Annotated in this window: 27 protein-coding genes; 8 read left to right on the top strand and 19 right to left on the bottom strand. The window is 65.0% G+C overall.

The window, feature by feature from the left end; genetic code table 11:
* Positions 1-24 precede the first annotated feature (24 nt).
* From NZ849_RS09715 to NZ849_RS09705, 3 genes are all read left to right on the top strand, one after another.
* Complete coding sequence (locus NZ849_RS09715; protein WP_295406633.1) at positions 25-1,263, top strand: trypsin-like peptidase domain-containing protein; 1,239 nt, start codon at positions 25-27, stop codon at positions 1,261-1,263.
* Between the two features lie 121 nt (positions 1,264-1,384).
* Positions 1,385-2,179 carry a cobalamin-binding protein gene (locus NZ849_RS09710; protein ID WP_295406629.1) on the top strand — a complete coding sequence of 265 codons (795 nt, stop codon included), beginning with the start codon at positions 1,385-1,387 and terminating at the stop codon, positions 2,177-2,179.
* A complete protein-coding gene (locus NZ849_RS09705; protein ID WP_295406625.1) occupies positions 2,176-2,475 on the top strand; it encodes a hypothetical protein in 300 nt (99 codons plus the stop codon). The genes NZ849_RS09710 and NZ849_RS09705 overlap by 4 nt, the downstream gene beginning before the upstream one ends.
* Here NZ849_RS09705 and NZ849_RS09700 read toward each other — a convergent pair.
* From NZ849_RS09700 to NZ849_RS09665, 8 genes are all read right to left on the bottom strand, one after another.
* A complete protein-coding gene (locus NZ849_RS09700; RefSeq protein WP_295406622.1) occupies positions 2,472-4,226 on the bottom strand; it encodes a WD40 repeat domain-containing protein in 1,755 nt (584 codons plus the stop codon). The two genes, NZ849_RS09705 and NZ849_RS09700, sit on opposite strands and share 4 nt — an antisense overlap.
* Positions 4,227-4,264: 38 nt before the next feature.
* On the bottom strand, positions 4,265-4,999 hold the full coding sequence (locus tag NZ849_RS09695) for an SDR family NAD(P)-dependent oxidoreductase (RefSeq protein WP_295406619.1): 735 nt from the start codon (positions 4,997-4,999) through the stop codon (positions 4,265-4,267).
* A complete protein-coding gene (locus NZ849_RS09690; RefSeq protein ID WP_295406617.1) occupies positions 5,000-5,938 on the bottom strand; it encodes a sugar kinase in 939 nt (312 codons plus the stop codon).
* Positions 5,931-6,971 (bottom strand): Ldh family oxidoreductase, encoded by a 1,041-nt coding sequence (locus NZ849_RS09685; protein WP_295406614.1) that lies wholly within the window; start codon positions 6,969-6,971, stop codon positions 5,931-5,933. The genes NZ849_RS09690 and NZ849_RS09685 overlap by 8 nt, the downstream gene beginning before the upstream one ends.
* The gene (locus tag NZ849_RS09680) at positions 6,968-7,690 is read right to left on the bottom strand and encodes an SDR family oxidoreductase (RefSeq protein ID WP_295406611.1); all 723 of its coding nucleotides are present in this window, start codon (positions 7,688-7,690) and stop codon (positions 6,968-6,970) included. Before NZ849_RS09680 ends, NZ849_RS09685 begins: the two co-directional genes overlap by 4 nt.
* Positions 7,691-7,762: 72 nt before the next feature.
* Positions 7,763-9,037 carry a TRAP transporter large permease gene (locus NZ849_RS09675; RefSeq protein WP_295406608.1) on the bottom strand — a complete coding sequence of 425 codons (1,275 nt, stop codon included), beginning with the start codon at positions 9,035-9,037 and terminating at the stop codon, positions 7,763-7,765.
* A complete protein-coding gene (locus tag NZ849_RS09670) occupies positions 9,028-9,501 on the bottom strand; it encodes a TRAP transporter small permease subunit (RefSeq protein ID WP_295406605.1) in 474 nt (157 codons plus the stop codon). Before NZ849_RS09670 ends, NZ849_RS09675 begins: the two co-directional genes overlap by 10 nt.
* A 3-nt stretch (positions 9,502-9,504) precedes the next feature.
* The gene (locus NZ849_RS09665; RefSeq protein WP_295406602.1) at positions 9,505-10,476 is read right to left on the bottom strand and encodes a C4-dicarboxylate TRAP transporter substrate-binding protein; all 972 of its coding nucleotides are present in this window, start codon (positions 10,474-10,476) and stop codon (positions 9,505-9,507) included.
* 136 nt (positions 10,477-10,612) lie between these two features.
* Between NZ849_RS09665 and NZ849_RS09660 the strand changes: the two genes are divergently transcribed.
* Entirely contained in the window at positions 10,613-11,386 is a 774-nt protein-coding gene (locus NZ849_RS09660; RefSeq protein WP_295406599.1) for an IclR family transcriptional regulator, read from the top strand.
* A 56-nt stretch (positions 11,387-11,442) separates the two neighbouring features.
* Entirely contained in the window at positions 11,443-11,880 is a 438-nt protein-coding gene (aroQ, locus tag NZ849_RS09655) for a type II 3-dehydroquinate dehydratase (RefSeq protein WP_295406595.1), read from the top strand.
* Between the two features lie 231 nt (positions 11,881-12,111).
* Here aroQ and NZ849_RS09650 read toward each other — a convergent pair whose 3' ends face one another.
* Together NZ849_RS09650 and NZ849_RS09645 are read right to left on the bottom strand one after the other, a co-directional pair.
* The gene (locus NZ849_RS09650) at positions 12,112-12,708 is read right to left on the bottom strand and encodes a biotin transporter BioY (protein ID WP_295406593.1); all 597 of its coding nucleotides are present in this window, start codon (positions 12,706-12,708) and stop codon (positions 12,112-12,114) included.
* The gene (locus tag NZ849_RS09645; protein WP_295406590.1) at positions 12,705-13,634 is read right to left on the bottom strand and encodes a biotin--[acetyl-CoA-carboxylase] ligase; all 930 of its coding nucleotides are present in this window, start codon (positions 13,632-13,634) and stop codon (positions 12,705-12,707) included. The genes NZ849_RS09650 and NZ849_RS09645 overlap by 4 nt, the downstream gene beginning before the upstream one ends.
* A 447-nt stretch (positions 13,635-14,081) precedes the next feature.
* On the opposite strand from NZ849_RS09645, the gene NZ849_RS09640 reads away from it, so the two are divergent.
* Complete coding sequence (locus tag NZ849_RS09640) at positions 14,082-14,711, top strand: hypothetical protein (RefSeq protein WP_295406587.1); 630 nt, start codon at positions 14,082-14,084, stop codon at positions 14,709-14,711.
* Between the two features lie 71 nt (positions 14,712-14,782).
* Here NZ849_RS09640 and NZ849_RS09635 read toward each other — a convergent pair whose 3' ends face one another.
* The 6 genes from NZ849_RS09635 to NZ849_RS09610 are packed head-to-tail and all read right to left on the bottom strand — an operon-like array spanning position 14,783 to position 20,212.
* Positions 14,783-15,811, bottom strand: coding sequence for a M48 family metallopeptidase (locus NZ849_RS09635; protein WP_295406585.1), 1,029 nt, complete (start codon positions 15,809-15,811; stop codon positions 14,783-14,785).
* 13 nt (positions 15,812-15,824) lie between these two features.
* On the bottom strand, positions 15,825-16,913 hold the full coding sequence (locus NZ849_RS09630; RefSeq protein WP_295406582.1) for a YjgN family protein: 1,089 nt from the start codon (positions 16,911-16,913) through the stop codon (positions 15,825-15,827).
* Positions 16,914-16,968: 55 nt separating this feature from the next.
* Positions 16,969-17,733 carry an HAD family hydrolase gene (locus NZ849_RS09625; protein ID WP_295406580.1) on the bottom strand — a complete coding sequence of 255 codons (765 nt, stop codon included), beginning with the start codon at positions 17,731-17,733 and terminating at the stop codon, positions 16,969-16,971.
* A gap of 10 nt (positions 17,734-17,743) precedes the next feature.
* Positions 17,744-18,937, bottom strand: a complete 1,194-nt coding sequence (locus NZ849_RS09620; protein WP_295406577.1) for a M20 family metallopeptidase — start codon at positions 18,935-18,937, stop codon at positions 17,744-17,746.
* The gene (locus NZ849_RS09615) at positions 18,930-19,931 is read right to left on the bottom strand and encodes a P1 family peptidase (protein ID WP_295406574.1); all 1,002 of its coding nucleotides are present in this window, start codon (positions 19,929-19,931) and stop codon (positions 18,930-18,932) included. Before NZ849_RS09615 ends, NZ849_RS09620 begins: the two co-directional genes overlap by 8 nt.
* Before the next feature lie 44 nt (positions 19,932-19,975).
* On the bottom strand, positions 19,976-20,212 hold the full coding sequence (locus NZ849_RS09610) for a hypothetical protein (protein WP_295406571.1): 237 nt from the start codon (positions 20,210-20,212) through the stop codon (positions 19,976-19,978).
* Positions 20,213-20,247: 35 nt separating this feature from the next.
* Between NZ849_RS09610 and NZ849_RS09605 the strand changes: the two genes are divergently transcribed.
* Complete coding sequence (locus NZ849_RS09605; RefSeq protein WP_295406568.1) at positions 20,248-20,940, top strand: recombination protein O N-terminal domain-containing protein; 693 nt, start codon at positions 20,248-20,250, stop codon at positions 20,938-20,940.
* Between the two features lie 4 nt (positions 20,941-20,944).
* A complete protein-coding gene (locus tag NZ849_RS09600) occupies positions 20,945-22,408 on the top strand; it encodes a SpoIID/LytB domain-containing protein (protein WP_295406565.1) in 1,464 nt (487 codons plus the stop codon).
* A 4-nt stretch (positions 22,409-22,412) separates the two neighbouring features.
* On the opposite strand, the gene NZ849_RS09595 is transcribed toward NZ849_RS09600, so the two are convergent.
* The 3 genes from NZ849_RS09595 to argC form a co-directional block, all read right to left on the bottom strand.
* Complete coding sequence (locus NZ849_RS09595) at positions 22,413-23,216, bottom strand: [LysW]-aminoadipate kinase (RefSeq protein ID WP_295406563.1); 804 nt, start codon at positions 23,214-23,216, stop codon at positions 22,413-22,415.
* Positions 23,213-23,767, bottom strand: coding sequence for an inosine/xanthosine triphosphatase (gene yjjX, locus NZ849_RS09590; protein WP_295406560.1), 555 nt, complete (start codon positions 23,765-23,767; stop codon positions 23,213-23,215). The genes NZ849_RS09595 and yjjX overlap by 4 nt, the downstream gene beginning before the upstream one ends.
* A 69-nt stretch (positions 23,768-23,836) precedes the next feature.
* The gene (argC, locus tag NZ849_RS09585; RefSeq protein WP_295406557.1) at positions 23,837-24,877 is read right to left on the bottom strand and encodes an N-acetyl-gamma-glutamyl-phosphate reductase; all 1,041 of its coding nucleotides are present in this window, start codon (positions 24,875-24,877) and stop codon (positions 23,837-23,839) included.
* Positions 24,878-24,892: the final 15 nt, after the last annotated feature.

The raw sequence follows: 24,892 nt of genomic DNA, 5'->3' as shown, positions 1-24,892 counted from the left end.
CACTGAAGGGAGGAGGTTTTTGAGATGTCTATGAGAAGCGCTTCGCTGTTCCTGGGGTTGCTCCTGGTGGTGGGAGGCGGGGTAGCCTGGTTCAACCTGAGCAAGAGCCAAAACCCCTCTCCCGAGGCTGCAGTGCAGGCCCAGGCACAGCCCTTTGAGCAAAGCCGGGCCTTTTTGGAAAACGAGCGCAACACCATCGAGGTGGTCCAGCGCAGCGGGGATGGGGTGGTCTTCGTAGCCGTGCGCAGCACCCCGCAGGTGAGCCGCGACCTGGGCTTCTTCGCGCCCTTCCTTCAACCGCAGCCCCAGGAAGGCTCGGGCTCGGGCTTCGTGCTCGATCAAGACGGCCTAATCCTCACCAACTATCATGTGATTGAGGGCGCCGACCAGATCACGGTCCGCTTCCACAACGACCCCAAAAGCTACCCGGCCCGCGTGGTGGGTACCGCTGAGCCGCTGGACCTGGCCCTCATCCGGGTACAGGCCCCCCGCGACCGGCTCAAGCCCATGCGGCTGGGCGACTCTGACCAGGTGCGGGTAGGCCAAAAAGCCATCGCGATGGGCAACCCCTTCGGCCTGGAGTTCACCGTGACCGAGGGGATCGTCTCGGCCATCCGGCGCAACCCCAACGACGGCAGCGGGAGCGGCAAGGGAGCCTTTGTTCCCACCGTGATTCAAACCGACGCGGCCATCAACCCGGGCAACTCGGGGGGACCCTTGCTCAACTCGAGGGGCGAGGTCATCGGCATCAACACCTTCATCTACAGCTCCACCGGGGCGCTTGGAACCGCCCAGTCAGCAGGCATCGGCTTCGCCATCCCCATCAACCTGGCCAAGCAGTATCTGGCCGACCTGAAGGCCGGCAAGAACATCACCGCCGAGGAAATCGTGCGCTCCCGGCCCCGCCTGGGGGTTACGCTCTCCCTGCTCTCAATGGCCGAGTACCCAGAAAACATCCGCCGTCAGAACCGCCTGCCCGACACCGGGCTCATGATCCAACAGGTTGAACGGGGCAGCCCTGCCGAACGGGCAGGGCTACGGCCGGCTACCCGCACCGTGCAGCTCCAGCTTCGCACCGGCCAGGTCATTGAGCTGGGGTTGAACGGGGACATCATCCTGGAGGCCGACGGCAACCCCATCGTCAACATCAACGACCTGAGGGCGGTGCTCCTCTCCAAAAAGCAGGGGGAGGCCGTAACCCTAAAGGTCTGGCGGGAAGGGCAGACCCGCGAGGTGCGGGTGGTGCCTCAGGTGATCCGTTAGACCCCGACACCCAGCCCTACGGAAGGGCTCTGGGAGCTTAGGCGGTCCGTTGCTGGCGCCGGACCCGGGTGAAGGAAAACCGCGGGGGGCTTAGAATTGGGGCTGGACCTCGGGGGGCTCCATGCGCCTGGTCAGCCTGACCTGCTCCAACACCGAGATCGTCTGGGCTCTGGGCTGCCTGGACTGGCTGGTGGGGGTGGACGACCACTCCGACTACCCTCCAGAGGTCGCCCGGCTGCCCAGGGTAGGGCCAGACCTGCAGGTGGACCTGGACAGGGTGGAGGCCCTCAAGCCCGACCTGGTGCTGGCCAGCCTGAGCGTCCCCGGCATGGAGCGGGTGGTGGAGGGCCTGCAGGCCCGGCGGATTCCCCACCTGGTCCTCGACCCGCAAAGCCTTCAGGAAGTCTACGACGATATACTGCGGGTAGCCCAGGCGCTCGGGGTGACCCAGCGGGGTTCCATGGTGGTGCAGGCCATGCAACAGATGCTGGCCCAGGCCCGGGGTTCCCTACCCCGCTGGGTCAGGCCCCCTCGGGTAATGGTGGAGTGGTGGCCCCGGCCCATGATCGCGGCAGGGAGGCAGAGCTGGGTTACAGGGCTGCTCGAGGCCCTAGGGGCAAAAAACGCCTTTGACCACCTGCCGGTGCGCTCCAAGCCCCTCACCCCCGCTGAGGTGGAGGAGGCCCAGCCCGACGCGATTGTGGTCTCCTGGTGTGGGGCCAGAAAGCTCCGCCCAGAGCTGGTGCTGCGCCGGGAGCTGGACGTCCCGGCCCTGCAGCACCGGCAGGTTTTCGCCGTTGAGGAGGCCTACCTGGGCCGACCTGGTCCGCGGCTGGCCGAGGGCGCCAGGAGGCTAGCCGAGGCTCTGCGCGGGGTTCTGGTCTTCGCCCAAGCCGGCTGGGGGCGGACAGAATGAAGGCGCTTAAGGTAACCGCCTTCTGGGTGCGCCCGCCTGAAGAGGCGCCCCTACCGGAGGCTCGAGCCGCCCTAGAATCCCTGATAGGCTCTTTCTACCAGGCCTTCCCCGAGTACACTGGCGCCCTGGCCTTCAGCCAGGCACCCCGGCCACCCCACCACATCTTTGTCTACGTGGACCGGGACTGCAGCGGCTTACTGCCTGGGGCAGGGCAGTTTCTCCACCGGCTTTTGCAAGGGGCCTTTCCCCAGGGCGAGGTGCGGGCCTACGGCAGGGTCTGGCTCGAGCGGCCCTAGCGCGGCCTGAGGAGGCCAATCGTTCCGCCCTGCCCCAGCCTTCCAGCCCCCACCGCCAGGTCGCCCTTCGGGCTCCAGGCCACAGCATACAGGGGCCGGACGAAGCCCGAAAGGCTGAACAGGGTCCGCCCCTCGAGGTTCCACACCCGAAGGGCCTTGTCCCAGCCCACGCTGGCCAGCCTTTTCCCATCGGGCGAGAAGGCCAGGGCCCCCACAGCCTCCAGATGGCCTTCCAAAACAGCCAAAAGGGCCCCGGTCCTCCCGTCCCAGATCCGCACACGAGGGTCGCGGCCACCGGTAGCCAAGACCTGCCCATCGGGGCTTTGGGCCAGACTGTAGACGCTCCCCGAATGGCTCACCCGGCGCAGAAGCCGCACCCCGTCAGGCTCTAGGAGCCACCAGGCCAAACTCTCGTCGCTGCTGGCACTAACCAGGCCCCGACCCTTCAGGGTGAAGGCCAGGCCGGTCACGTGGGACTCATGGGCGCGGAACTCCAGCCCCCTTCGGCCGCTCCGCCAGTCCCAAACCCGCACCAACCGGTCGCGTCCCCCGGTGGCCAGGCGCTGCCCATCGGGGCTGAAGGCCAGGGCGCTTACCCCATTGTCGTGGGCCTCCAACGCTCGGAGCAGGCGCTTTTCTCCCAGATGGTAGATGCGGGTCAGGCCATCGCGCCCACCCGCGGCCAGGTAGCCACCGTCGGGACTGAAGGCCAGGGCAGCGACCTCCAGGCTCGCCTCGTTGAACCGATGGATGGGACGGCCCTGCTCCCAAAGCCAGACTTCCCCATCCCAGCCGCCGCTGGCCAAAAGGCGGCCATCGGGGCTGAAAGCCAGCGCCGCCACAGAGGCTGCAGGGGGCTCGAGAACGCGCACTAACCCCCCATCTAGGCTCCAAAGCCGGGCCCGCCCATCGTCATGCCCGCTCAGAAGCCAGCGCTCCCGAAGGGCCAGGCTCAACACCGGCGCGGTCTCCCAGCCGTTTTGGGGTCGGCCGTCCTTCCAGCGCAGAATTCTCCCCTCCTGGCCCCCGCTGACGGGTCCATCCGGACCCCAGACCAGAGCACTCACCGCAAGGCGATGCGCAGAGGCCTGCCGAACGAAGCCCCCCTCCTCGCTCCAAAACTGAACCTGGCCTTCCCGATCGCCCGTAATCAGGCCTTGAGGACCCCAGGCCAGCGCCCTTACCGAACTCCCTGCCAGAAGGGGAAAGGGGCGGCCGCCGGTTAGGTTCCACAACACCACCCCATCCTGACCACCTCCCGCAGCCCGGCCACCATCGGGGGAGAACCCCACCCCATACACCCAGCCCCGTCCCATCTGCAAGGAGCGGCTTCCGCCCCTCAGGCTCCAAAGCCGCAACTCGCCATCGCCCGCACCGCTCAGCACAAGCTGGCCATCTGGACTGAACCGGGCCGTCCAGACCGGCTGGCGGTGCCCTCGAAGAGACCCCCGGACCTCACCGCTGCGGGCATCCCAAAGCCAGAGGGTGGTATCAGCGGAGGCGCTCAGCAGAAGGCCTGTTGAGGAGAAGTCCAGCGCGTACACCGTGTCGGTGTGGCCGCTCAGGGTGCGCTCCAAGCGGCCGTCGGAGCGGTAAAGCTGGATGTAGGCGTCAGCCCCAAGGGCCAGCACCCCGTCCGGGCCAAAGGCCACGGCGCCGACCGGGGCCCGGTGCCCACTGAGAAGCTGAAGGGACGGTTGGGCTCCAGCCAGCGACAAACCCAGCAAGCAGCAGACAAGCCCCCCTCGCACCCCTTCACCATACCCCACCCCGTCGGAACCCAGCCCTCTCAGTAGGCCAGAAAACCCCCGTCTGCCACTACCGCCTGGCCCGTGAGGTAGTCGGCCTCCTCGCTGCACAAAAACCCTCCCACCCGGGCAATCTCCTCCGGGGTAGCCCAGCGGCCTAGGGGAATCCGGGAGGTAATCGGCCCGTAGAGCTCGGGATTCTCCCAAACCGCGCTGGTGAACTCCGTTTTGACGTAGCCAGGGCAGAGCAGGTTCACCCGGATACCCAGGGGAGCCCATTCCTTAGCCAAGGCCCGGGTTAGACCGAGCAGTGCCGTCTTTGCGGTGGTGTAGGCTGGAATCCGTACCGGCCCTCCGCCGCTAAATGTGGTCACCGAACCGATGAACAACACCCGCCCCCAGCCCACCTGGACCATGGAAGGGGCTGCGGCCTGAGCCAGCAAAAAAGCTACGTCCAGGTGAAGGTACAAAACCCGCCTCCACTCCTCGTAGGAAAGCTCCAGGGCTGGTTTACGCACGTTTACCCCCGCGGCGTGGACCAAGACATGCAGGCTTCCAGCCTGGGCAATGGTTCGCCGCACCACCTCCTGTGGGGGGTCTTGGGCCAGGTCGGTAGGTACTCCGAAAGCCGGCAGACCCCGATCCCGCAACTCCTCCACTGCCTCGTGGGGCTGGCGGGCAGCCACCCCCACCCGGAAACCCCTGCGCAAAAGCTCTTCGGCAATCGCCCGGCCAATGCCGCGGCTACCGCCGGTGACCAAGGCTACTCGCTCCATCTAGCGCTCCACGAAGGTTTGCTGCTGAAGGAAATCCGCCAGTTCCAAGGCGGAAGGGGCCCCTTCATAATCGCCCAGTACCGAAACCACCAGCGCCCCTAAGGCATTGGCTATCCTAAGCCGCTCGGCAGGAGGCTTGCCCCACAAAAGGCCGGCTAAGTAGCCTGCCGAGAAAGCATCTCCCGCCCCTACCGGGTCCACTTCTTCTACGGAGAAGGCAGGGGCCTCAAAGCAACAGCCCTCCACCAACGCCAAAGCGCCAAGGCGTCCCCGCTTCAGCACCACCTGCCGAGGCCCCCGGGCGGCCAGGGTTTTCAGTAGCTCCGTTCCATCCACTTCCCAAAGCCGGGCGTCCTCCTGGCTCAGAAAAAGGCAGTCCACCTGGGGAAGAGCTTCCTCCAACCAAGCCCGCGCCAACCTAGGCTCCCATAACTTGGCCCGGTAGTTGACATCCAGGCTCACCAGCACGCCCCGACGCCGGGCCTCGGTCATGGCCCAGCGGGCAAACGCAGCAGCGCTGGGGGACAGCGCCGGGGTGATACCGCTCAGGTGGAAGACCTCGCACCCCTCTAAGTAACCCGGATCGAAGGCACCGGGAGCCATCTGTGCAGCAGCTGAGCCTGAGCGTCGGTAATGCACCCGGCTCCGGCCACCTGGCAGACGCTCGCGAATGTAGAGGCCGGTGGGGGCCTCAAGCCGACGCACCTGGCTTATCTCAACCCCCTCGGCCCGCAGTCTTTGGAGTACCAACTCGCCCAGCTCATCCTGCCCCAGCCAGCCTACGAATCCAGCCCTAAACCCCAACCGGGCCAGAGCAATGGCTAGGTTGGCCTCGGCCCCACCCACGCGCAGCTCGAGGTAGGTCTGATGCCGTAAATAACCAGGCTTGGGGGCCAACAAGAGGGCCATGGCCTCCCCCGCGGCAATCACCTCAGGCATGCCCAACCTCCAGCGGTTGGTCGTAGCGGCGGCCCAATTCCTGCAAGGCCTCGAGGGTAGCCGCCTCCAGGGGTACCCCATCCCTAAGACGGGCCACCTTCAGGGCCCGCTCCCGCTCACCCGGCAGAAAGACCTCCTCAAAACCAGGTGCCGGTGGGGTAGCCTTTATGCCCTCCCAAAGCTGCCCTACTCGCTCTAAAAAGGTTTCCTTGGAAAGGAAACGGGCTGGATCAAGGGCCAAAAACAGGTGCCCCACATTCTGAGGGCGCGACCAGTCGTCGTACATTCGGCCTACCCCGTGAGCAACCCCTGCTCCGGTCAGCACCCCCGCCAACACCTCCACCATAAGCGCCAGGGCATAGCCCTTGGCTCCCCCCAAGGGGAGAAGAGCGCGCACCCGGTGCGGGTCTTGCGTGGGCTGTCCTAGCTCGTCCACGCCCCAGTCGGGGGGAACCCTCTCGCCCCGGGCTCTAGCCAGGAAAACCTTACCCATGGCAGCCTGAGATGTTGCCAGGTCGGCCACCAGGGGCCCCTGCGGGGCCGGAGCAGCAAAGGCCAAGGGGTTGGTACCCAGCGCCGCCCTGCGACCCCCGTAGGGCACCACATCAGGCTCTACATTGCTCAGCACCAGCCCCAGGTAGCCAGCCTCGGCTATCCGCTCAGCGTAGAACCCGGCCATGCCGAAGTGGGTGCTTCGCTGTACACCTACCACCCCCACGCCGCAACTCCGGGCCTTAGCCAAGGCCTCCTCCACCGCCCAAAGCCCCACCCTTGGCCCCAAGCCAAGATCGCCATCCAGCAGACCCAAAGGTCCCTCGTCCCGCAGGAGCCTAGGGTTGGGCTTGGGATTGACCAGCCCCGCCTCGAGCCGCCGCACGTAGATGGGCAACCGCACCAGGCCATGGCTGGCAATTCCCTTGAGATCAGCCTCTAAAAGCACCTCGGCGGTGGCCTGAGCTGAGGGCTGATCAGCTCCCGCAGCCAGCAAGACCGACTCTGCCCAGTGCTTCAGCTCAACATAGGAAAACCTCATAGACTCATCCCCCCGTCCACCACGAAAGCCCCCCCTGTCGCAAAGCTCCCTTCGTCGGAGGCCAGATAAACTGCCAGCGCTGCAATTTCCTCAGGTCGGCCCAACCGACCCAGGGGCTGCCGGTTAGCAAAGGCGGTCATCCCTTCTTCGCCTCCAGCCCGTTCTCTGAGCGAGGGGGTATCCACTGTGCCAGGGCAGATGGCGTTAACCCGAATCCCATAGGGGGCCAGCTCCAAAGCCGCAGCCCGACTCAGGGCCACCAGGGCGGCCTTGGTAGCCGCGTAGACCAACCGGCCAGGCACCATCTTGAAGGCCGCCACCGAAGCGATGTTCAGGATGCACCCTGAACGACGGGCCTTCATCCCGGGCACAGCAGCCTGCATGGCCCAAAAAACGCTTTGGGCATTGAGCAAAAAGGCTTCCTTCCAGTCCTGGTCGGTAGCCTCCAGAAGCCCCCCAGTAGGAACCATCCCCTGGGCGTTAACAAGACAGTCAAGCCCTTCCAAGCTACCGATGAGCTCGAAGATGGCCGCCCGGTCCCGCGCGTCCAGCATCACCGCAGGACAGACGCCCTGCAGCTTCTCAGGATGCAACGTGGCCGCCAGCACATCCGCCCCTTCCCTTTGGAAAGCCTCGGCAACAGCCCGCCCAATTCCCTGACCGGCTGCGATGATCAGGGCCTTTTTCCCTCTTAGCCTTCCCTCCATCTTCTTCACCACCAACCGCTCAAACCCCAAGCAGGAAAGGGGCTAACTCGAGCCTCCTCATCAGCCTGTCCCCGATACCTCTGCTCAGAACAGAAGCCTGGGCAAAAAGCTCACAATTCCTGGAAACAGGTAAACCAGCAAGAGCACCCAGCAGACCGCCAAGAAGAACGGCCAGCCCTCCCGAAGGTACTCCCCTACGGAGCAGCGCATAACCGAGCAGACTGAGTACATGGAAAGCCCCACAGGGGGGGTGAGTAGACCCAAGGCGCTGGTCATCACCATCAACACCCCAAAGTGCACCAGGTCCAAACCTAGGGCTTTTGCAGTAGGCACCAGGATAGGAGTGAGCAGGATGATCATCACCGTGGAGTCTAGAATGGTACCCAGGAGCAAGAGCCCTATCAGGATGAGCGCCAGGGCGATGCGAGGGTCCTCGGCAACGCCCACCAGGAACTGGGAGAGGCTTTGGGGAATCATCTCCCACTTCATCCCGTAACCAATCAGGGCAGAGGCCGCTATCAGAAAGGCCACCATGCCGATATCCGCCACCGAGTTGCGAAAAGCTCGAACCACCCGCTCCCAGCGAAGCTCCCTATAGATAGCCCCTACCAGCAGAGCGTAAACCACCGCTGCCGCCCCCACTTCTGAGGGCACGAAGACCCCTGTGCGGAGCGAGAACAAGAGCAGTACAGGAAACAACACCGCCCAAAGACCGCCCCACAAAGCCGCAAGGGTCTCCCGGGCGGAGGGCCGCTCGGTGAGCTCGGGCTGGTAGCCGCGGGCTCGAGCCAGCAACGCCACCACCACCATATAGGTGAAGGCCAGCAACAGCCCCACCCCAATTCCTCCAGCAAAGAGCTGACCGATGGAAACCTGCCCGATACTCCCATAGAGGATAAGCCCAATACTGGGGGGAATAGCCACCACAATCAGACCGCTAAACCCCTGCAAGGCAGCTACGAAGGCCGCGGAGTAGCCCCGCCGCACCATCTCCGGCCCCAGAACACGGGCCTGCATGGTGGCGTCGGCGATGGCTGAACCCGAGACCCCTCCCATCAGCAGGCTCAGCACCACGCTGACTTGGGCCAACCCCCCTCGCAGGTGGCCGGTGAGGACTCGAGCCACCTGCAAAAGGCGCCGGGTCACCCCCAGCTCGTTCATCAGGTTGCCTGCCAGAATAAAAGTGGGGATGGCCAGCAGGGAGAAGTTCTGAGTTTCCGAAAGCAGAAGCTGCACCGGCATGGTAAGGGGGAGGGTGGGCTGCTGCAAGAAGAAGACCAGCCCTCCGATGGCGATGGCAAACACCACCGGCATCCCCAACACCAGGAGGAGGATAAAAACCCCAAGGCTCAGGAGCATAACCCCTCCCGCCAGGCCCGCCAAGCCTGCCGGATGCGCCCTAGGGTGGTGAGCAGTAAAAGCAGACTGCCAGCGCTTACGCTCAGGGTAACCCAGGTGTAGCTGAAACCGGGGATGCCCTGGAAAGACCTAAAACGAGTCAGATAGGCCATCTGAAGGCTGTAGCCAAAGAGTAAGGCCATAAAGAGGGCCATCAGCAAAAGGCTAAAGAGCCGCAAGCCCAACCGCCAACGAGGCGGAAGCCGGTTGGTAAAGAACTCCACCGCCAAGTGCCGATCCTGCTTCAAAGCCACATCGGCGCTGAGAAAAACACACCAGGCAAAGGCAAAGGTGGCCAGGTCCATGGCCCAGTCCAACGGCTGGCCTAGGAACCGGGCCACCCCACCCGCAAAGACCACTGCTACCGTGAGGGCCAGAAAAAGCTGCGCCAGACCCTCTTCAAGCCGCAAGAGCCGTTGTCCCATCACTTAGCGCTCCAGCCCAAGCTGGCTGTAAATCAGCCGACGCACATCAAAGATGCCCAACCGCTGGTAGGCGGCCAGTCCCGCCTGTTGGAACAGGGTCAGGTTGATGTCACTCACGATGGTCATCCCGCGACGCTGGATATCCTGCTTGATGCGGGCCTCGTTCTCCTCTATCTGCCGGGAAACCGCCTGACCCGCCCTTCGGCACTCCTCGGTGAGGATGTTTCGGTAGTTGGCGGGAAGGCGACGGAACCAAGCCTCGCCCACCACCTGGAAGTTGATGAGCAGAAAGTGTTTGGTCTCGTTCACGTAGCGCACTACCTCCCATAGGCTCATGTCCGGGATGTTGGCGTAGACCAATTCAACTCCGTCAATGGCCCGCTGTTGCAAGGCGCTGTAAATCTCTCCGAAGGGAAGGGCCACCGGAGTAGCACCCAAAGCTCGTACCGACTCTTGCCAGACCGGTGCCGGTGGGGTACGGATCCGCAGACCCTGGAGGTCCTGAGGGGTTCGTATAGGCTTGTTGGTCATGAAATGGCGGTAGCCTTGTACCCAGTTAAAGCACAGAACCCGAATGCCGTACTGGTTAGCCAGCCGGTCGGTCCAAGTCTGGACAACGGGGAGACGCACCAGCCTTTCTACCGTCTGGTAGCTGTCCACAAAGTAAGGGCCGTTGAAAACCCCAAACTCTCGCACGTAGTTGCCCAGGCGGGCCCCATCGGTATTCTGCCCAACCGGCACCCCCTGGCGGAGCTGCTCAATGATATCTTCCTCCACCCCCAGCTGAGCGCTATGGAAAACGAGGATCTGCAAGTCCCCGTTAGTTCGCTCAGAAACCCGCTGCGCCCACTGCTGCAAGGCCGCGTGATAGGGGTGGTTGGGTCCCAGCACGTGGTTGTAGCGCAAAGTGTAGGTGGGCGCACCCCAAACCAGCCCCAAGGACAGAACTGCCAAACCAGCCAAAAACTTGAGCATATTGTGCCTCCTTTTGTCTCAAAAAATAACATTAAGTTTCAAATATTGTCAACTCTGGCTAAATTATCGCTGGATAAGGAACTTTTGAAATCCCATATAATGGGACCAGTCGCTGGGCAAGGAAGGGGTAACCATCATGCAAAAAGCGCGGCCATTGTCCAAAAGCTCCGAGGCAGGAGGGGCGCAGACGCTGTTACGGGGGCTCTGGCTCTTGGAGAAAGTTGCTGAGGGAGTCCACGACCTGGAAGGGCTGGCAAGGGCTTTGGGGCTTCACAAAAGCACCGCCCATCGCATCCTCAGCACCCTGGTCGCAGCAGGCTACCTGCGGCACGAACCGCGCAAGGGTTACCACCTGGGACCCAAGCTCATCCGGTTGGGTTTCCGGGCCTACGGCCAGCTCCACCTGCCTACGTTGGCCCGGCCCCACCTCGAGCGCCTACGCAACGCCACCCGTGAAACCGTACACCTAGCCGTGCTGGATGGGCAAGAAGTGGTCTACATCGATAAACTTCCCGGACATCGGGAGCTTCAGCTAGCCTCTCAGATAGGCGCACGCTTTCCCGCCCAGTCCACCGCCTTGGGCAAGGCCCTGCTGGCCTGGCAAGCCAGGGAACGCCAAAAAGCAGCTTTCATGCCCGGTCTGCGTCGAACTGAACGTAGTATTGCCGATTGGGCCACGCTCGAGGCCGAGCTTGAGCAGACCCGGAAACGGGGCTACGCCCTTGACCTAGAAGAGAACGAAACAGGGGTGCGCTGTATCGCCGCACCCATCTTCAACGGTAATGGCGAAGCAGTGGCTGCGGTGAGCATTTCCACCGCCGCTGTATACCTACCGGAGGAGCGCATTCCTGAGGTAGCGCGGTGGGTGGTGGAGACCGCCGAAGGCGTGAGCCGGGAACTCGGCGCTTGAGCCTGGCCCGTCCGTCGTTGCTTTCTCGAGCCGCCCTTCGCTACCATGGAGGCCGGATGATCCTGGTTCTGAATGGTCCCAACCTAAACCTGCTGGGCAGGCGCGAACCCGAAATCTACGGTAGCACCACCTTAGAAGAGCTGGAGGAGTTCTGCGCGGCCTGGGGGGCAGAGCTGGGCCTGGGGGTGGTCTGCCGCCAATCCAACTTTGAAGGGCAGCTTGTAGAGTGGGTTCAGCAAGCCGCCGAAGAGGGCTTCCAGGCCATCGTCCTGAATCCGGGGGCCCTCACCCACTATTCCATTGCCCTTCTAGACGCCATCCGGGGCCAGCGGCTGCCGGTGGTGGAGGTGCATCTTTCCAACCTGCACGCCCGCGAGGCCTACCGCCAGCACTCGGTTACCGCCGCAGCGGCCAGGGGGATTATCTCGGGGTTTGGCCCTCTTTCCTACAAGATGGCCCTGGTCTACCTGGCAGAGCAGCTCGAGGCGAGATGAGGATACACCCCCAAGAAATCGCCATGGTTGGGGCTATCGCCTGGGTCCTTACCCTGGTGGTCCAGATTCCAAAGGTAGGCTTTTTTGGGGCACTCCTGTTGGGGCTACCGATAGCGCTTTTAGTCGGGGGAGCCTATGGCCTGCTGATGCCCTGGGTGCTGCGCTGGGCTGCAAAGGGGTCCTTCCAAAAGGAGGACCTCCCCCCGGGTGGGGGGAGGCAGAAGGGCCCACCTAACGACGGACCAGCCGCCAAGCAATAGGGAGCAGCGCCGCGGCCAGGGCAGCCTTGAGCAGGTCACCCACCAGGAAGGGGAACATCCCAGCCTGCAAAACCCCCCAGACCCCCGCGTAGCGCCCCACCCCCGAGAGGGCAAAGCCCAGCCAGGTCACGCCCACCGCGTAGATAAGCAGGTTGGCCAACAGCATGGACAGGAAGGTCTTGAGCACGCTCCGGTCCGCGCCATAGCGCTCCACCAGATAGCCCACCAGGTAGGCGGCGAAGGGAAAAGCCAGCAGGTACCCAGCAGTAAAGGGGATTCGTGGGTGAAACCAGGTGGCCCCCCCCGCGAAAACCGGAAGGATCAAGCCCTCCAAAAGGTAAGCCACCACCGCTAAAAATCCCAGTCGGCTGCCCAAGGCCGCTCCTACCAGGAGCACCCCCAGGGTTTGTAGGGTGATGGGCACCGGCTGCAAAGGGATGACCGCCTGGGATAAAAGGGCCAGGAAGAGGCTTCCCCCAAGGACCAAAAGCCCGTCGCGGGTGAGGCTACGGACCGGGAAAAGCGACTTGGACAAGGGTAGGTATGGCAGACTCTGGGTTGGATTCACGGTACTCCTCCTGCATAACCAATAAGCTCCACATCACCTGCGCCAATTTGGCAGGTCTGCCCCTGACCCTCCACCACCAGCGAGCCGTCTGGGGACAGATCGGTGGCCACCCCGCGCACCTCGCCCTGGGGGGTTTGCACCCTTACTGGCCGCCCTAGGGTACAGCTTAGGGCTTTGTAGTCCAGTAGGAAGCCCTGAGGATTCCGGTGGAGTTCGGCGTAGCGAGCCTCGAGCCGGCTGAGGAAGCGGGCCAGCACCTCCACCCGGGAAACCTCCACGAACTCCGCCAAGGCGGCGGCCTCAGGAGGCAGGCCCGGGGCTTGGTGCACGTTGAGGCCTACCCCCAAGAGGACATAGGCCACCTCCTCCCCGCTTACCTGGGCCTCCAGCAAGATACCTGCCAGCTTTCTCCCATCAGGGGCGAGCAAGTCGTTGGGCCACTTCAGCCCCCCCACGCCCACCGCCTCGCGCAGGGCCAGACCCGCTACCAGCGGGATGAGGGCCAGGGCCGAAAGGGGTAGGGTGGGGCGCAGCAATACGGAGAAGGTAAGGCTCTTCCCAGACCCGCTGATCCAGGTCCGGCCCCGCCGGCCCCGCCCCTTGAGCTGGCGCTCGGCCAGGACCACCGCCCCCTCTTCAGCCCCATCCAGGGCCCAGCCTTTAAGCACCTCTTGGGTGCTCTCCACCGTGCCCAAGTAGGCATAGAAGGCCCCAAAGCGGCCCTCGCGGAGGGCTTCCAGGGCCTGCGGGGTGGGGCTACCTGGGGCCAGGCGATACCCCCAGCCCCGCTGGGTTTCTACTGGGTAGCCCTGTGCCCGCAGCGCTAGGGCCTGCTTCCAGACAGCTGTCCGGCTCACGCCCAGCCTTTGGGCTAGGGCCTGGCCGCTCTGGTAGCGCCCACTCAGGTGGTCCAGCAGGGGCAGCATGTCAACCAAATTACCCTTTACAGGTTAACAAGGCAAGCTCCTGCCTGGGCTGACACGCCCTCACCGGGGAAGGCCCGGGGCTCACCAGACCAAGATGAGCAGCCCCGCGCCCACCAGCCCCTAAAGAATGCCGCCCGGGTTCAAAGAGCCTGCTGAGGCTGCTCGCCCAATACCCAAAACGTTCGCAAAAACCAATTCGCCATGTGGGAACCCACCATCCGCGATGCCGGCCAAAGCCCCCTTGCTGAGCGCCCCGCAATCCGGCTGGCAATCCGAGGGCTCTCACCGGGGTAGAATCCAGGGCACACGCTTTCCCCCTTCTTACAACCGCCCAGCGGCGCATAGGCTTGACGTATAGCGCATATCGTGGTAGGTTAAAAGCATCAGCGGCAAAAGCCGCAGCTTTTATTTTAAGCCTCCTCTCACAGCCTGGTTCTAGCGTAAGGCATGCGCGCGCTCCTGGCCCTCCTGGCAGGAATGGGAACAGCGGCAGCCCAAAGCTGGGGCTTTCAGGTAGCCCTTGGGCTCACCCTCAATGCGCCGGTAGAGCTGCGGGTGGTCCAGCAAGGCTACCCAGTACATGTGGAGGAGGCCCATTTTGAGGGGCGGGATTTTGAGCCCTTCCCCTACTACGCTGCCCGGCTGTGGGTGGGCAACCCCGCCGGCCTGCGCTACGAGCTGGAGCTCATTCACCAAAAACTCTACTGGGTAGGGGATGGCAGCGGGGTCGTGCAACAGCTCAACGCGACCGACGGCTTCAACTACCTCCTCCTCAACCTGGCCTACGGGTCCGGGCTGGAAGGCCTTCGGCTCGTCCCGCGGCTGGGGCTGGGGGTGGTGATTCCCCATCCCGAATCGGTGGTACGAAACCAAGCCTGGGGCGTGGACGGCGACCCTCGCTTCTACCACCTGGGAGGAATCGGGGGGCAGCTCGCCCTGGGGGTGGAGATCCCCAGCCAACCCACCGCCCTGCTCGAGGCCAAGCTTACCCTGAGCCACAGCCGCCTGCAGATTGCAGAAGGCTACGCCGAGGGGTTTTTCAAAACCCTGCACGCCCTTTTTGGGCTGGGCTACTGAGCACCCGAAAACGCACTGCGCCGCGCTAACCCAAGATTCGGCTACCAGAGCAAAAGCTCCCTTCGGGGTACTCAGGGCCTGCCCTGCTCAAGACGCCGCAAACGCTCCACCCGCTCGGGGGTGGATGGATGGGTAGAGAGGTAGCCAGGCAGAGCAACCTTGCCAGAGGAGGCCTCCAGGCGCAACAAAATGGTCTGAAGGGGCGCGGTGGTGCCGTGGCGCCTCATCAGGTAAGCGCCAGCGGTAGCATCGGCCTCGAGCTCGTAGGCCCGGCTGTAGCCACTCTGCAGGAGGAGTAGGGGTAGGCTGGCCGCCAGCGAGGTGGCAGAGACCACATCCCCCAAGGCCAGCGCGATCACCACATAAAGCCCCGCACCCTGATAAAGCTGGCGCAGGCTGTGGCGGTGCAGTACGTGGGCCACCTCATGGGCCAACACCCCCTCCAGTTCCCGGTGGTCTTTTGCCAAGGCCACCAGCTCGTCGGTCAGCACCACCACCCCCGAGGGCAGGGCCAGGGCGTTGGGACCAAGCTGGGGGCTGGCCCGGAATTCCAAGCGGTAGGGGTACCCTCCTCCCATCCAGACCACCACCTCCCGGAAAAGGGCCTCCAGCTCCTGGCGCTGCCCGGGGCCAAGCTGGGAGGGGGCTAGGAACTGGTCGTCCAAAAGCCTCAGGGCCTGCTCACTTATGGACTCGACCACACCCATAGGGGTAAGGAGGGCCGCCTGCCGGGCCGCAGCAGGCAGGCCCCAGCGTAAAAAGGCCCAGCCAAACAACAGCAGGACCACCAGCAAGGCCAGCACCCACGGCCAGCGGCGCTCGAGGGCGTCCACCAGGCGCTGGCCCAGGTTCTGTCCGGTCTCTTTTTCTAGCCGGCGGATGGCCTCCTGGTCGTCGGTTTCCAGCCGGCCTCCACCTGGAAGCACCACCACCCGCCGGGTTCTCCCCAAGGGCGGGGCAATACGGCACTCCTCCAGGTAGAGTTCCAGGGCAACCCCCTCCCCCTTCACCCGAAGCCGCCGCCCATCGTAAAGCACCTCTACTGGGCAGGCCCGGGCACTTTTCCCGTCGAAGTAGGTAGCCCTAAAGGGAACTTCCATAGGACTGGGCTCCCTAAAGACCCATCTCCAAGCCCAGAATATCCGTAGCGGCCTCGCCTAGGCCAGCCACCCGGCCTGACCCCTCAGCACTTACGAAGCCGTCTAGGTCAGCCTCGCTCCGCACCTCCAGGTGTTCTAGCACATACCGCAGGTAGCGCACCTTAGCCCAGGGAATGGCCAGTCCGAGGGTAAGGGCAATGAACAGCAGGTTGGTGAGGCTGATCCAAACCAGGTCACGGGCCCGCAAACGGGCCTGGAGGCGCACCGGCCCTAAAGCGGTGTGGCTCCAGGTGTGATTGGCCAGCCTGGCATAGACATACTGCTGAACGACCACCAAGACCAGAAAGGCGAGCAGGCCCAGGGCTGGGATGGAAAGGAGGTCTACAGCAGCGGGTGGGGCCAGCTCCACCCCCAGCCCAACCAGCAGGCCAGCCCCAAAGTAAAGGAGCAGCGCCAAGCCCACCGCCTTCAGATAGACCGCCCAGAAGAACCCCAACTGGCCTGAAAAACGGGAGCGGGTGGTTCCATAAGCGATGTGGCCGTAGATGTACTGACGTTGGCGAAAGCGCACGTAGGGGGTGGCCAGACCCAGGGTGAGGAGGGCAAGAAGGCCCAGCCAGAAGTAGCGGGAATAGGCCTCCCGAAGGCCACCCCAAAAACCAAAGCGAATGCCTCGGTAGGCCGAGTTGTGGGCGGTAAAGCGCAGGGTCTGGTAAACAACCCAAGGGAGCAGGGCAAACCCTCCAGCCAGCACCAAAAGGCCAAGCTCTGGGTAGAGGCTGTTGACGAGGTAGTAAAGCCCTAAGCCCGCCGCCACCACCAGGTTACCCCGCAGGATGGGCAGGGGTTCGGCCAGGTACTCAAAGGGGTGGCCTGCCAGGTAGGTGTTGGCGTAGAGGTAGCGCCGGGCCCGCACCTTGGCCCAGGCGTAATAGACCCCCAGGGTGAGCACACTCAACACGATGTTGACAATCCAGATGCGGAAGAACTCCTCCGCACTCCCCCGAAACTCCAGCCGGTAGGTCTGGGGCCCGGAGGGCTGGACCGGCCGGGGCTCCTGCGGAGGCACAACGTTCCAATCGGTTTGCGGATGGGGGTCCATAGGCGCCCGTTCCAGTCTAAGCCAAAGCCTAGGAGGGCGTAGGTTCATCTGCCCATCAAGCCCCCACCCCCATCTCCAGCAACCCAACCAGCTCCCCCAGATCGGCCACCACGTAGTCGGGCCGGGGCAAGCCCTGGGGCCTCAAGTGAGGGGCGAGGCCGTGTTCCTCCAGTTCGATCCGTAGCTGGGCTGCGACCACCTCCTCCACATCGGGCCTCCTAGCACGTTCCGCAGGGGGGGTCCTCCGCCAGTCCGGCGGCATCTCCCGCCACACCCAGACCGCCAGAATCCCAGCTTGTTGAGCTCCCCAGACATCCTGGCTGAGCAGGTCGCCTACGTGAACCAGCTGCGCAGCCGCCCCGTCCAGGGAAGACCAGAACGATGGGTTGGGCTTGATGGTCTGGGTGAGGTCGGGGGCCAGCAATCGGTCGTAGGGCAGGCCGAGCCGATCCAGCAAAACCCGCTGGTAGCGGGCCAGGCCGTTGGTAGCAACGGCAATGCGGTAGCCCAAGGCCCGCAAGGCGCGAACTGCGGAAAGCACCTCGGGGTAGAGGAGGCTGGGGTGGAGCTCCACCTCACCCAAAAGCCTCTCCAGGTCTGGAAAGGGCTGCTTCAGGTCCAGCCTCTGGGCCACGGTGCGCTGGATGTCGCCCCAGTCAAAAGCCGCCGGGCTGCCCTGGGCAAGCCTTCGCAGGTACTCCTCGCGCAGGGCCCGGCGAACCTCCGGCTGGGCCAGGAAGGGCTCCAACCAGGGCCGGACAACCCGGCGAAAGGGCCAGTCGGCCAGGGTGCCATCCAGGTCAAAGCTGAGCCAGCCCATCTGCTCCAGTCTACGGCCAAAGCATCAGGGCACTTGCGGCCGCGTAAATTCGGGCCGCTGCAATCAGCTCTTCAATCTCAATAAATTCGTCGGCCTGATGGGGAACGGTCTGGCCTCCAGGGCCCAGGACCACCACGGGCAGCCCGGCCCAGGCCGCGAGGAATGTCCCGTCGGTGGCCCCTGGAACCCCCCCATAGCGCAGGGGCAGGCCCAAGAGCCCAAGGCCTTCCTCCACAGCCCGCACCACCTCGGCCTCCCGGGGGGTCTCCGTGGCCGGCCGGTCCTCAAAAACCTCGAGGGTCGCCCGAATCCCTGGCTCGAGGCTCTCCTGCAACAGCCCCTCCATGCGCCTGCGAAGCTCTAGGTGGGCCTGGTCGGGGTTGGTGCGAACGTCCAGCCCCAGCCGGAGCTGGCCCGGTATGACATTGAACTGGTCCTCCCCGGCCCGGGCCTCGAAGACCGTGGGGGTAATCCAGGGCAGGCCCAGGTAGGGGTGCTGGCTTTCAGCCTGCAAAGCCCTCTGCAACCCCTGCAGGGCCAGCACGAACCTCGAGGCTGAGGGAATCGGGTTTGCCCCTGCGTAGGGCATGGCCCCATGGGCCATCTTCCCCCAAAACTCCACCCAGACCCGCATGGCCCCCTTCTGCCACAGGCAAACCCGGTTCTCCTCAGGCTCACACACAATAGCCCCTCTGAAGCCCTGAGCGTAGCCCGCCCGAATAAAGGCCTTGATCCCGCTCATCAACCCTTCTTCATCGCAGGCGATGCAAAGACGAAGGGTTCGCCCAGGCTCCCCCAGGGCCCGCCGCACAGCTTGGGCAGCCACAACCGCGGCCGCCAACCCCCCTTTCATGTCGCAGGCCCCCCGCCCGTAGATACGCCCCCCCACGATGCGGCCCTCGTAGGGTGGAACGCTCCACTGGGATAGCTCGCCGTGGGTCACCACATCGGCGTGGCCCTCCAGGATCAGCCCCCCTGGCCCCTCGCCAAGGTCGGCGATGAGGTTGAGCCTTCCCGGGGCCACCTCCTGGACGGTGGTCCGGAAACCTCGAGCCCGCAGGTAGGGCTCCAGGTAGGCCACCACCGGGGCCTCCCCGGGACCTGGGTAGTAGCTCTCGATGCGCACCAGGGCCTGGGTAAGCCGGATCAGCTCCTCCGCGTCCACCGCCCTGGCAGCTTCCAGGGCCAGCTCTCGCCTACCCATCGGCTCCCTCGTAGAGCGCACGGTAGGAGAGCAGCCCCCCTGCTGAGCGGGCGTGCAGCACGCCGTGTACGATGGCCCGGGCCACCACATCGGCGGCCACCGCCCCCAAAAGGCTAAGCTCGGCGGGGCTGTCCACGGGATCGCCACCGGTGCCCAAACAGAAGAGGGTATCCCCGTCGAAAAGGGTATGGGCCGGCTGGATGGCTCGGGCAATCCCGTCGTGGGCCATCTGGGCAATTCGCTGGGCCTGGGCCTTGTTCAGCCGGGCGTTGACCGCCACACAGCCAATTACGGTCTGCCTCGGAAAGGGGGAAAGCGGCGCTTCGGTATGGTCGGGAGGGGTAAGGGGCTGTGGGGGGCGCTTTAGCCGGAATTCGCCTGCGACCTCGAGGTAGCGCGCGTATAACTCCCCGGTCTTCGGGTCGTGGACCCGCCCGTAGGCGTTGACCACCACCAGGGCCCCCACCACCCTGCCCCCGGGCAACATCAGGCTGGCTGTGCCCACCCCTCCCTTGAGGCCGCCGGTGCGGGCACCGGCACCGGCCCCCACCGTCCCTTGGGCCACCGCGCCGCCCTTCAGGTTCTCCGCCGCACGGTAGCCATCCTCCGCGGTGGGGCGCACCTTGGGGCTACCCACCATCAGGTCAAAGATGACCGCTGCGGGCACGATGGGCACCCGGGCCACTACCCCAGCCTCGCCCACCGGATAGCCCACCCCGCGCTCCTCCAGGTAGCGCACCACCCCGGCAGCGGCCTCTAGGCCAAAAGCGCTTCCCCCAGCCAGCACCACGGCATGCACCCGTTCCACCAGGTTGGCCGGGTCTAGAAGGTCGGTCTCCCGGGTACCGGGCGCACCCCCGCGCACGTCCACCCCCGCCACCGCGCCCCCTTGGGGACAGACCACCGTAACCCCGGTGAGGTGCTCGAGGTCGGTGTGGTGGCCTACCTGAATGCCGGGCACATCGGTGATGGCGTTGTAGGGACCGGGATGCATGGCCGAGGCCTAGCATACCGCGGAGCGGCCCCCGGGGGCACCTTCTAGGCCGTTTTGGGTTTTTGGAGGAAGCGCACCACAAAGTAGACCGCTGCGGCCACAATCAGAACCGGAACCAGCACGCGCAAGAGGGCCCAAACCAGCCCAGCGAGGCCTTTGAGAAGGGAGCCCAGAAAGGTGAAGAGCCAGCCCCCCACCCACAGCACCACCAGCACCGCCACCGCGATGAGCAGGCCCAGCACAACCCACTCAAGGATGTCTTGCAGCGTGCGCTCGTTCATGGCTTCAGGATAGCACAAGGTTTAGCATGTAACCTGTGGAGCGCTACCGCATGGCCGAGGGCCTGGTGGTGGGCCGGAAACCCCTGCCCGGGGGGGACCTCATCCTCCTTTTGGTCGGCCCCCAGGGGGCTGCCCAGGCTGTCGCACGCAAGGCCCAGCGGCCCACAGGGCGCAGTGGGCGGCTTTCGCTCTTCCACCACCTGCGCTACCAGGTCTACCAGAAACCCGGCAACGAGCTGCCCACCCTGACCCAGGTGGAGCTGGTGGGGCGGCTCATGGGCCTGGAGGCGCCGGAGCGGTTTCCGCTGGCCTGCTTTTTGGCCGAGCTGGCCTACCAGACCGCCTCTCCCGAGGCCGGCCCACGGGTCTGGCCCCTCCTCATCGCCGGACTCAGGGGCATCGCCAAACATCCCAGGCCCCAGGTAGCCTTCCTGTGGTCGGCCTGGCGGATGCTCAAGGCGGTGGGGCTGGCCCCCAACCTGGGGGGAGCAGGGCTTTGCCTTTGGGAAGGCGGGCGCTGTGAGGGAAAGGGGGTATACCTGGGGCGCGAGGGAATGGCAATGCTGGAGGCTGTGCTCAGGAAACCTGGGGCGGAGGCGGTTCGGGCACTGGAGGCAGGACCCCTGGAGCCGCTGCAGCGGGCCCTGCTGGCCCACGTGCACTACGCGGTGGGTGGGCTGAGGACTGCAGCCCTCCTAGCGCCGCAGGAAGGCCCCCGAGGTGGGTAAGCCGATGGGCGCCTGGATGGTCGTGGGCGGGGCGTTGCTGGCGCTGTGGGCTACCCTGGTCCCACCGCGGCCCCAGCCTCCCCCTCCCGAACCGGAGGTGCGGGTGCTCCTCTCCTACGGGGAGAGGGAGGGGTTCGATCGCTACCTGTTCCCCGAGCTGGGCGTAGCAGCGGTGGGAGGGCCCCTGCAGGTTCTAAGCGGCCCCAGCCGAAGCCAGCTACGGCCGGTGGTTACCCTTCACTCAGAACGGCCCCTTCTCATCCGCAAGCGTCAGGGGATGGTGACGGCCTACTTTGAGGGGCTGCAATTCGACCTGGCACCCTTCGTGCGGCTACGCCCTGCTGACCCGGCCCAGCCGGTGAGCTTTCAGCTGCTCCTCCCCAATTCCTCGCGCCCGGCCTACCCTGGGGAACTCTGGATTGAGGCTCGAGCCGAAGGGTTCTTGCTGGTTAACCAGGTGGGCCTTGAAAGCTACTTGAAGCGGGTCCTTCCCAGCGAGATGCCCCCCTCCTTCCCCCCCGAAGCCCTCAAAGCACAGGCCGTTGCGGCCCGCACCTACGCCCACACCCGGCGCCAGGCCGAGGGGTTCTGGAAGCGGTTTGGGGCTGACATGAGCGACTCGGTGAGCGAACAAGCCTACAACGCAGCCCCACCCAGGCCCGCCAGCGACAGGGCGGTGGAGGAAACCCGAGGCCAGGTGCTGACCTTTTCTGGGGCGCCCATTCAGGCCTTCTACTTCTCCACCAGCCCCGGGAGCACCGCTGGGATTGAGGAAGTCTGGCCTGAGCGCGCTCCCCTGCCCTACCTGAGGCCCCGCCCTCAGGGACTCCCATCCGCCGGGCGGCTCGAGCATGAGGCGGAGGCCCAGGCCTTTTTCCAAAACTGGAATCCGGCAGGCTTCCTCGACGCCGGCTCGCCCTTCTGGCGTTGGAGGGTGCGCTTCTCGCGGCTGGACCTGGAGCGCCTGCTGGCCCGCACCCTACCCGAGCGCGCCCGGGTCGCGCCCGAGCACGTGGAAACCCTGGAGGGCTCCCCCCCACCCGATGCACCTGGGTTCACCCTGGGCCAACTCCGGGAAATGGCGGTGTTGAGGCGGGGCCGGGGGGGCTATGTGAGCGCGCTTCAGATCACCACCAGCACCGGGCGCTACGTGGTGTGGCGGGAGTCCCACATCCGCGCCCTGTTGCGCCCCAACAAGGAATTCACTGGGGGGCAGGATGTGCTGCTCGAGCTCTGGCAAGGGCCACCCCGCCTCAACTTTCCCCTCCTGCCCAGCGCGGCCTTCGCCCTGGTGGAGGAGCGGGACCCCCAGGGAAACCTGCTCTACCTCACGCTGTGGGGCGGGGGCCTGGGGCATGGGGTGGGAATGAGCCAGTACGGCGCTCTTGGCCTGGCCCAGCGAGGCTACAGCTACCGGCAAATCCTGGAGCACTTCTACCCCGGAAGCCGGCTCGAGGCCATCCGCTAGGGCTTCAGCGCACCACCGTTCCCCTCCCCGCCAGCGCCGCCGAGATGGGGTTTGGGGTTCGGGCGTCGCCGAAGACCACCCGGCCCACCCCCCCCTGCACCGCTTCCACCGCGCCCAGCACCTTTTTCTTCATGCGCCCCTGGGCCACGCCCATGTACTCGCTCACCCGGTCTGCCGGAATCTCGTGGATAAGGCTCGACTCATCCGGGAAGTTGGCCAGCAGGCCCGGCACGTTGGACAAAAGCAGCAGAGCCTCGGCCTTGAAGGCCGTCGCCAGCATGGCCGCCGCGGTGTCGCCGTCGGTGTTGATGGCCTCGCCCTGGTAGGAGATGGCCGGAGGGGTGAGCACCGGCAGGTAACCTGCCTCCAAAAGCAGGGTCAGCAAAGTGGTGTTCACCCTCTCCACCGAACCCGTGTAGTCCCCCCGGTGAATCTTGATTTTGCCGTTCTCTACGTACTTTACGGCTTCCTTGCGGCGGCCCTCGAAGACGCGCCCGTCGAGGCCCGAGAGGCCCACCGCGTTCACCCCCTCCCGCTGCAACAACTCCACGATGCGCTTGTTCACCAGGCCGCAGTAGACCATTTCGAAGATTTCCAGGGTCTTGCGGTCGGTGAGGCGGCTGGTCAGGCCGCCGGGGTGGGTGAGAAACTGCGGGGGGTGGCCCAGCGCCTCGGCTATCCTGTTGGTCTCGCTGCTGCCGCCGTGGACAAGAATCAGCCTCTGACCCGCTTTCCAAAGCTGGGCTGCGTCCTTAGCCACGGCCTCGTAGTTGATGCCTTCCGAACCCCCAACTTTCACCACAATCATCGGTCAACCCCTAAAGCCCCATCATACCCAGCCTGGGGGTACAGCTCCGGGCGCAAAAAGGGGGGCAAGGCCAGCTCGAGGGTGTGCCTCCAGAACTCCACCCGCTCGATGCGGGAAAGGGTCAGGATGCCCACCGCCCCCACGCCCCGTTTGGTGCCCCTTCGGCCCACCAGGTCGTCCATTACCTGCCCGAGCTCCTCTCCTGCGCGCACCCGTTCGGCCACCCGCGGCGGCAACAACACCGAACCGCCCCGGGCCATCCCCCACCGTCCATCCGCTCGGAGAATCACCGCCACGTTGAAGAGCCAGGCCCCCTGGGCGTTGAACTCCACCCCCGCCTCGAGGCCGAGCCCCCAGGTGGCTCCCGGCTGGGCCAGGGCCGCCTTGGCCCGATTCCGTGCCCCCAGCAGGGTCTCTTCGTAGCCAATAGGCTGCTCGGATACCCCGCTCGGCACCTCCACCCCGCAAACCTCCAGCCCCGGAAAAAGCTCCGAAAACACCAAGCGCACGGGCTCCAGCTTGGCCGGATTGGTGCTACCCACCACAATCATGGCCCACCCTTATCCCCGAAAGAGGCGCACATCGCGAACTGCCAGGCTCAACAGGAGGCTTCAGGGTACCTAGGGGTGCAAGCCGGGAAACTCCAGGCCGGTGGTCTCAGGCCAGCCCATCCGCAGGTTCAGGCTCTGGATGGCGTGGCCTGCCGTACCTTTGACCAGGTTGTCGATGGCCGAGATGACCACCAGCCGCCCGGTGTCCTCCTCCAGCTCAAAGCCCACATCGCAGTAGTTGGTCCCCTCCACCACCGCCGGGTCAGGGTAGCGGTGGACGCCCTTTTTGAGTTTTACGATGCGAATAAAGGGCTCCGCGCCGTACACCTTGCGATAGGCGGCCCACACGTCCTTTTCGGTAAGGCCCTCGCGCAAAAAGGTCTGGGCAGTCATCAGGATGCCCCGCACCCGGTCGGTGGCCACTGCAGTGAGGTGAACTTCGGGGTTTCCCGGCAGGTGCTCGCGGATCTCGGCGGTGTGGCGGTGGCCGGTAGGCTTGTAGGCCCGGATGCTGCCCGCACGCTCAGGGTGGTGCGAGGCAAGGCTGGGCTCGGCCCCAGCAGCACTGGTGGAGATCATCACCGTAGCGAAGATGGGCCCAGGGGCCAGCAGGCCCTCCCGCAGGAGCGGGTAGAGGCCCAGGATAACCGCAGTAGCATTGCAGCCGCAGCAGGCGATGCGGTCGGCAGTCTTTAGGGCTTCCCGGTAGAGCTCAGGGTTGCCGTAAACCCACTGGCCCAGAAGGTCGGGGCGGGGGTGGTCCTCGCCGTAGTACTTTCTGTACAGGTCCAGGTTCTTCAACCGGAAATCCGCCGAGAGGTCCAAAATGACGGGCGCCAGACCCCGATACTTCTCAAACTCCCTAGCGGCAACCCCGTGGGGCATAGAGAGCACCAGGATGTCGCAGGGCTCCAGTTGGGCGGGGTCTACGAATTTCAGGTGGGTGCGGCCCCGCAGGTTGGGGTGGACCAGGCTCACGGGGTCGCCCAAGTAGCGGCGGCTGGTCACCTGCTTGACCTCGAGGTAAGGGTGCCCCAAGGCCAGCCGCAAAAACTCCCCCCCCGCGTAGCCGGAGCCCCCCACAATCGAAACGGTCTTCTTCTCGCTCATACAACCAACGCACTA

Source organism: Meiothermus sp., assembly GCF_025060375.1.
Lineage (GTDB): Bacteria > Deinococcota > Deinococci > Deinococcales > Thermaceae > Meiothermus.
This window is presented reverse-complemented; position numbering and strand designations above follow the sequence as displayed.

Coding starts and splice junctions, on each gene's coding strand:
- NZ849_RS09715 (WP_295406633.1), top strand. CDS start 25: ATGTCTATGAGAAGCGCTTCGCTGTTCCTGGGGTTGCTCCTGGTGGTG.
- NZ849_RS09710 (WP_295406629.1), top strand. CDS start 1,385: ATGCGCCTGGTCAGCCTGACCTGCTCCAACACCGAGATCGTCTGGGCT.
- NZ849_RS09705 (WP_295406625.1), top strand. CDS start 2,176: ATGAAGGCGCTTAAGGTAACCGCCTTCTGGGTGCGCCCGCCTGAAGAG.
- NZ849_RS09695 (WP_295406619.1), bottom strand. CDS start 4,999: ATGGAGCGAGTAGCCTTGGTCACCGGCGGTAGCCGCGGCATTGGCCGG.
- NZ849_RS09690 (WP_295406617.1), bottom strand. CDS start 5,938: ATGCCTGAGGTGATTGCCGCGGGGGAGGCCATGGCCCTCTTGTTGGCC.
- NZ849_RS09685 (WP_295406614.1), bottom strand. CDS start 6,971: ATGAGGTTTTCCTATGTTGAGCTGAAGCACTGGGCAGAGTCGGTCTTG.
- NZ849_RS09675 (WP_295406608.1), bottom strand. CDS start 9,037: ATGCTCCTGAGCCTTGGGGTTTTTATCCTCCTCCTGGTGTTGGGGATG.
- NZ849_RS09670 (WP_295406605.1), bottom strand. CDS start 9,501: ATGGGACAACGGCTCTTGCGGCTTGAAGAGGGTCTGGCGCAGCTTTTT.
- NZ849_RS09665 (WP_295406602.1), bottom strand. CDS start 10,476: ATGCTCAAGTTTTTGGCTGGTTTGGCAGTTCTGTCCTTGGGGCTGGTT.
- NZ849_RS09660 (WP_295406599.1), top strand. CDS start 10,613: ATGCAAAAAGCGCGGCCATTGTCCAAAAGCTCCGAGGCAGGAGGGGCG.
- aroQ (WP_295406595.1), top strand. CDS start 11,443: ATGATCCTGGTTCTGAATGGTCCCAACCTAAACCTGCTGGGCAGGCGC.
- NZ849_RS09645 (WP_295406590.1), bottom strand. CDS start 13,634: ATGCTGCCCCTGCTGGACCACCTGAGTGGGCGCTACCAGAGCGGCCAG.
- NZ849_RS09640 (WP_295406587.1), top strand. CDS start 14,082: ATGCGCGCGCTCCTGGCCCTCCTGGCAGGAATGGGAACAGCGGCAGCC.
- NZ849_RS09635 (WP_295406585.1), bottom strand. CDS start 15,811: ATGGAAGTTCCCTTTAGGGCTACCTACTTCGACGGGAAAAGTGCCCGG.
- NZ849_RS09630 (WP_295406582.1), bottom strand. CDS start 16,913: ATGGACCCCCATCCGCAAACCGATTGGAACGTTGTGCCTCCGCAGGAG.
- NZ849_RS09625 (WP_295406580.1), bottom strand. CDS start 17,733: ATGGGCTGGCTCAGCTTTGACCTGGATGGCACCCTGGCCGACTGGCCC.
- NZ849_RS09620 (WP_295406577.1), bottom strand. CDS start 18,937: ATGGGTAGGCGAGAGCTGGCCCTGGAAGCTGCCAGGGCGGTGGACGCG.
- NZ849_RS09615 (WP_295406574.1), bottom strand. CDS start 19,931: ATGCATCCCGGTCCCTACAACGCCATCACCGATGTGCCCGGCATTCAG.
- NZ849_RS09610 (WP_295406571.1), bottom strand. CDS start 20,212: ATGAACGAGCGCACGCTGCAAGACATCCTTGAGTGGGTTGTGCTGGGC.
- NZ849_RS09600 (WP_295406565.1), top strand. CDS start 20,945: ATGGGCGCCTGGATGGTCGTGGGCGGGGCGTTGCTGGCGCTGTGGGCT.
- NZ849_RS09595 (WP_295406563.1), bottom strand. CDS start 23,216: ATGATTGTGGTGAAAGTTGGGGGTTCGGAAGGCATCAACTACGAGGCC.
- yjjX (WP_295406560.1), bottom strand. CDS start 23,767: ATGATTGTGGTGGGTAGCACCAATCCGGCCAAGCTGGAGCCCGTGCGC.
- argC (WP_295406557.1), bottom strand. CDS start 24,877: ATGAGCGAGAAGAAGACCGTTTCGATTGTGGGGGGCTCCGGCTACGCG.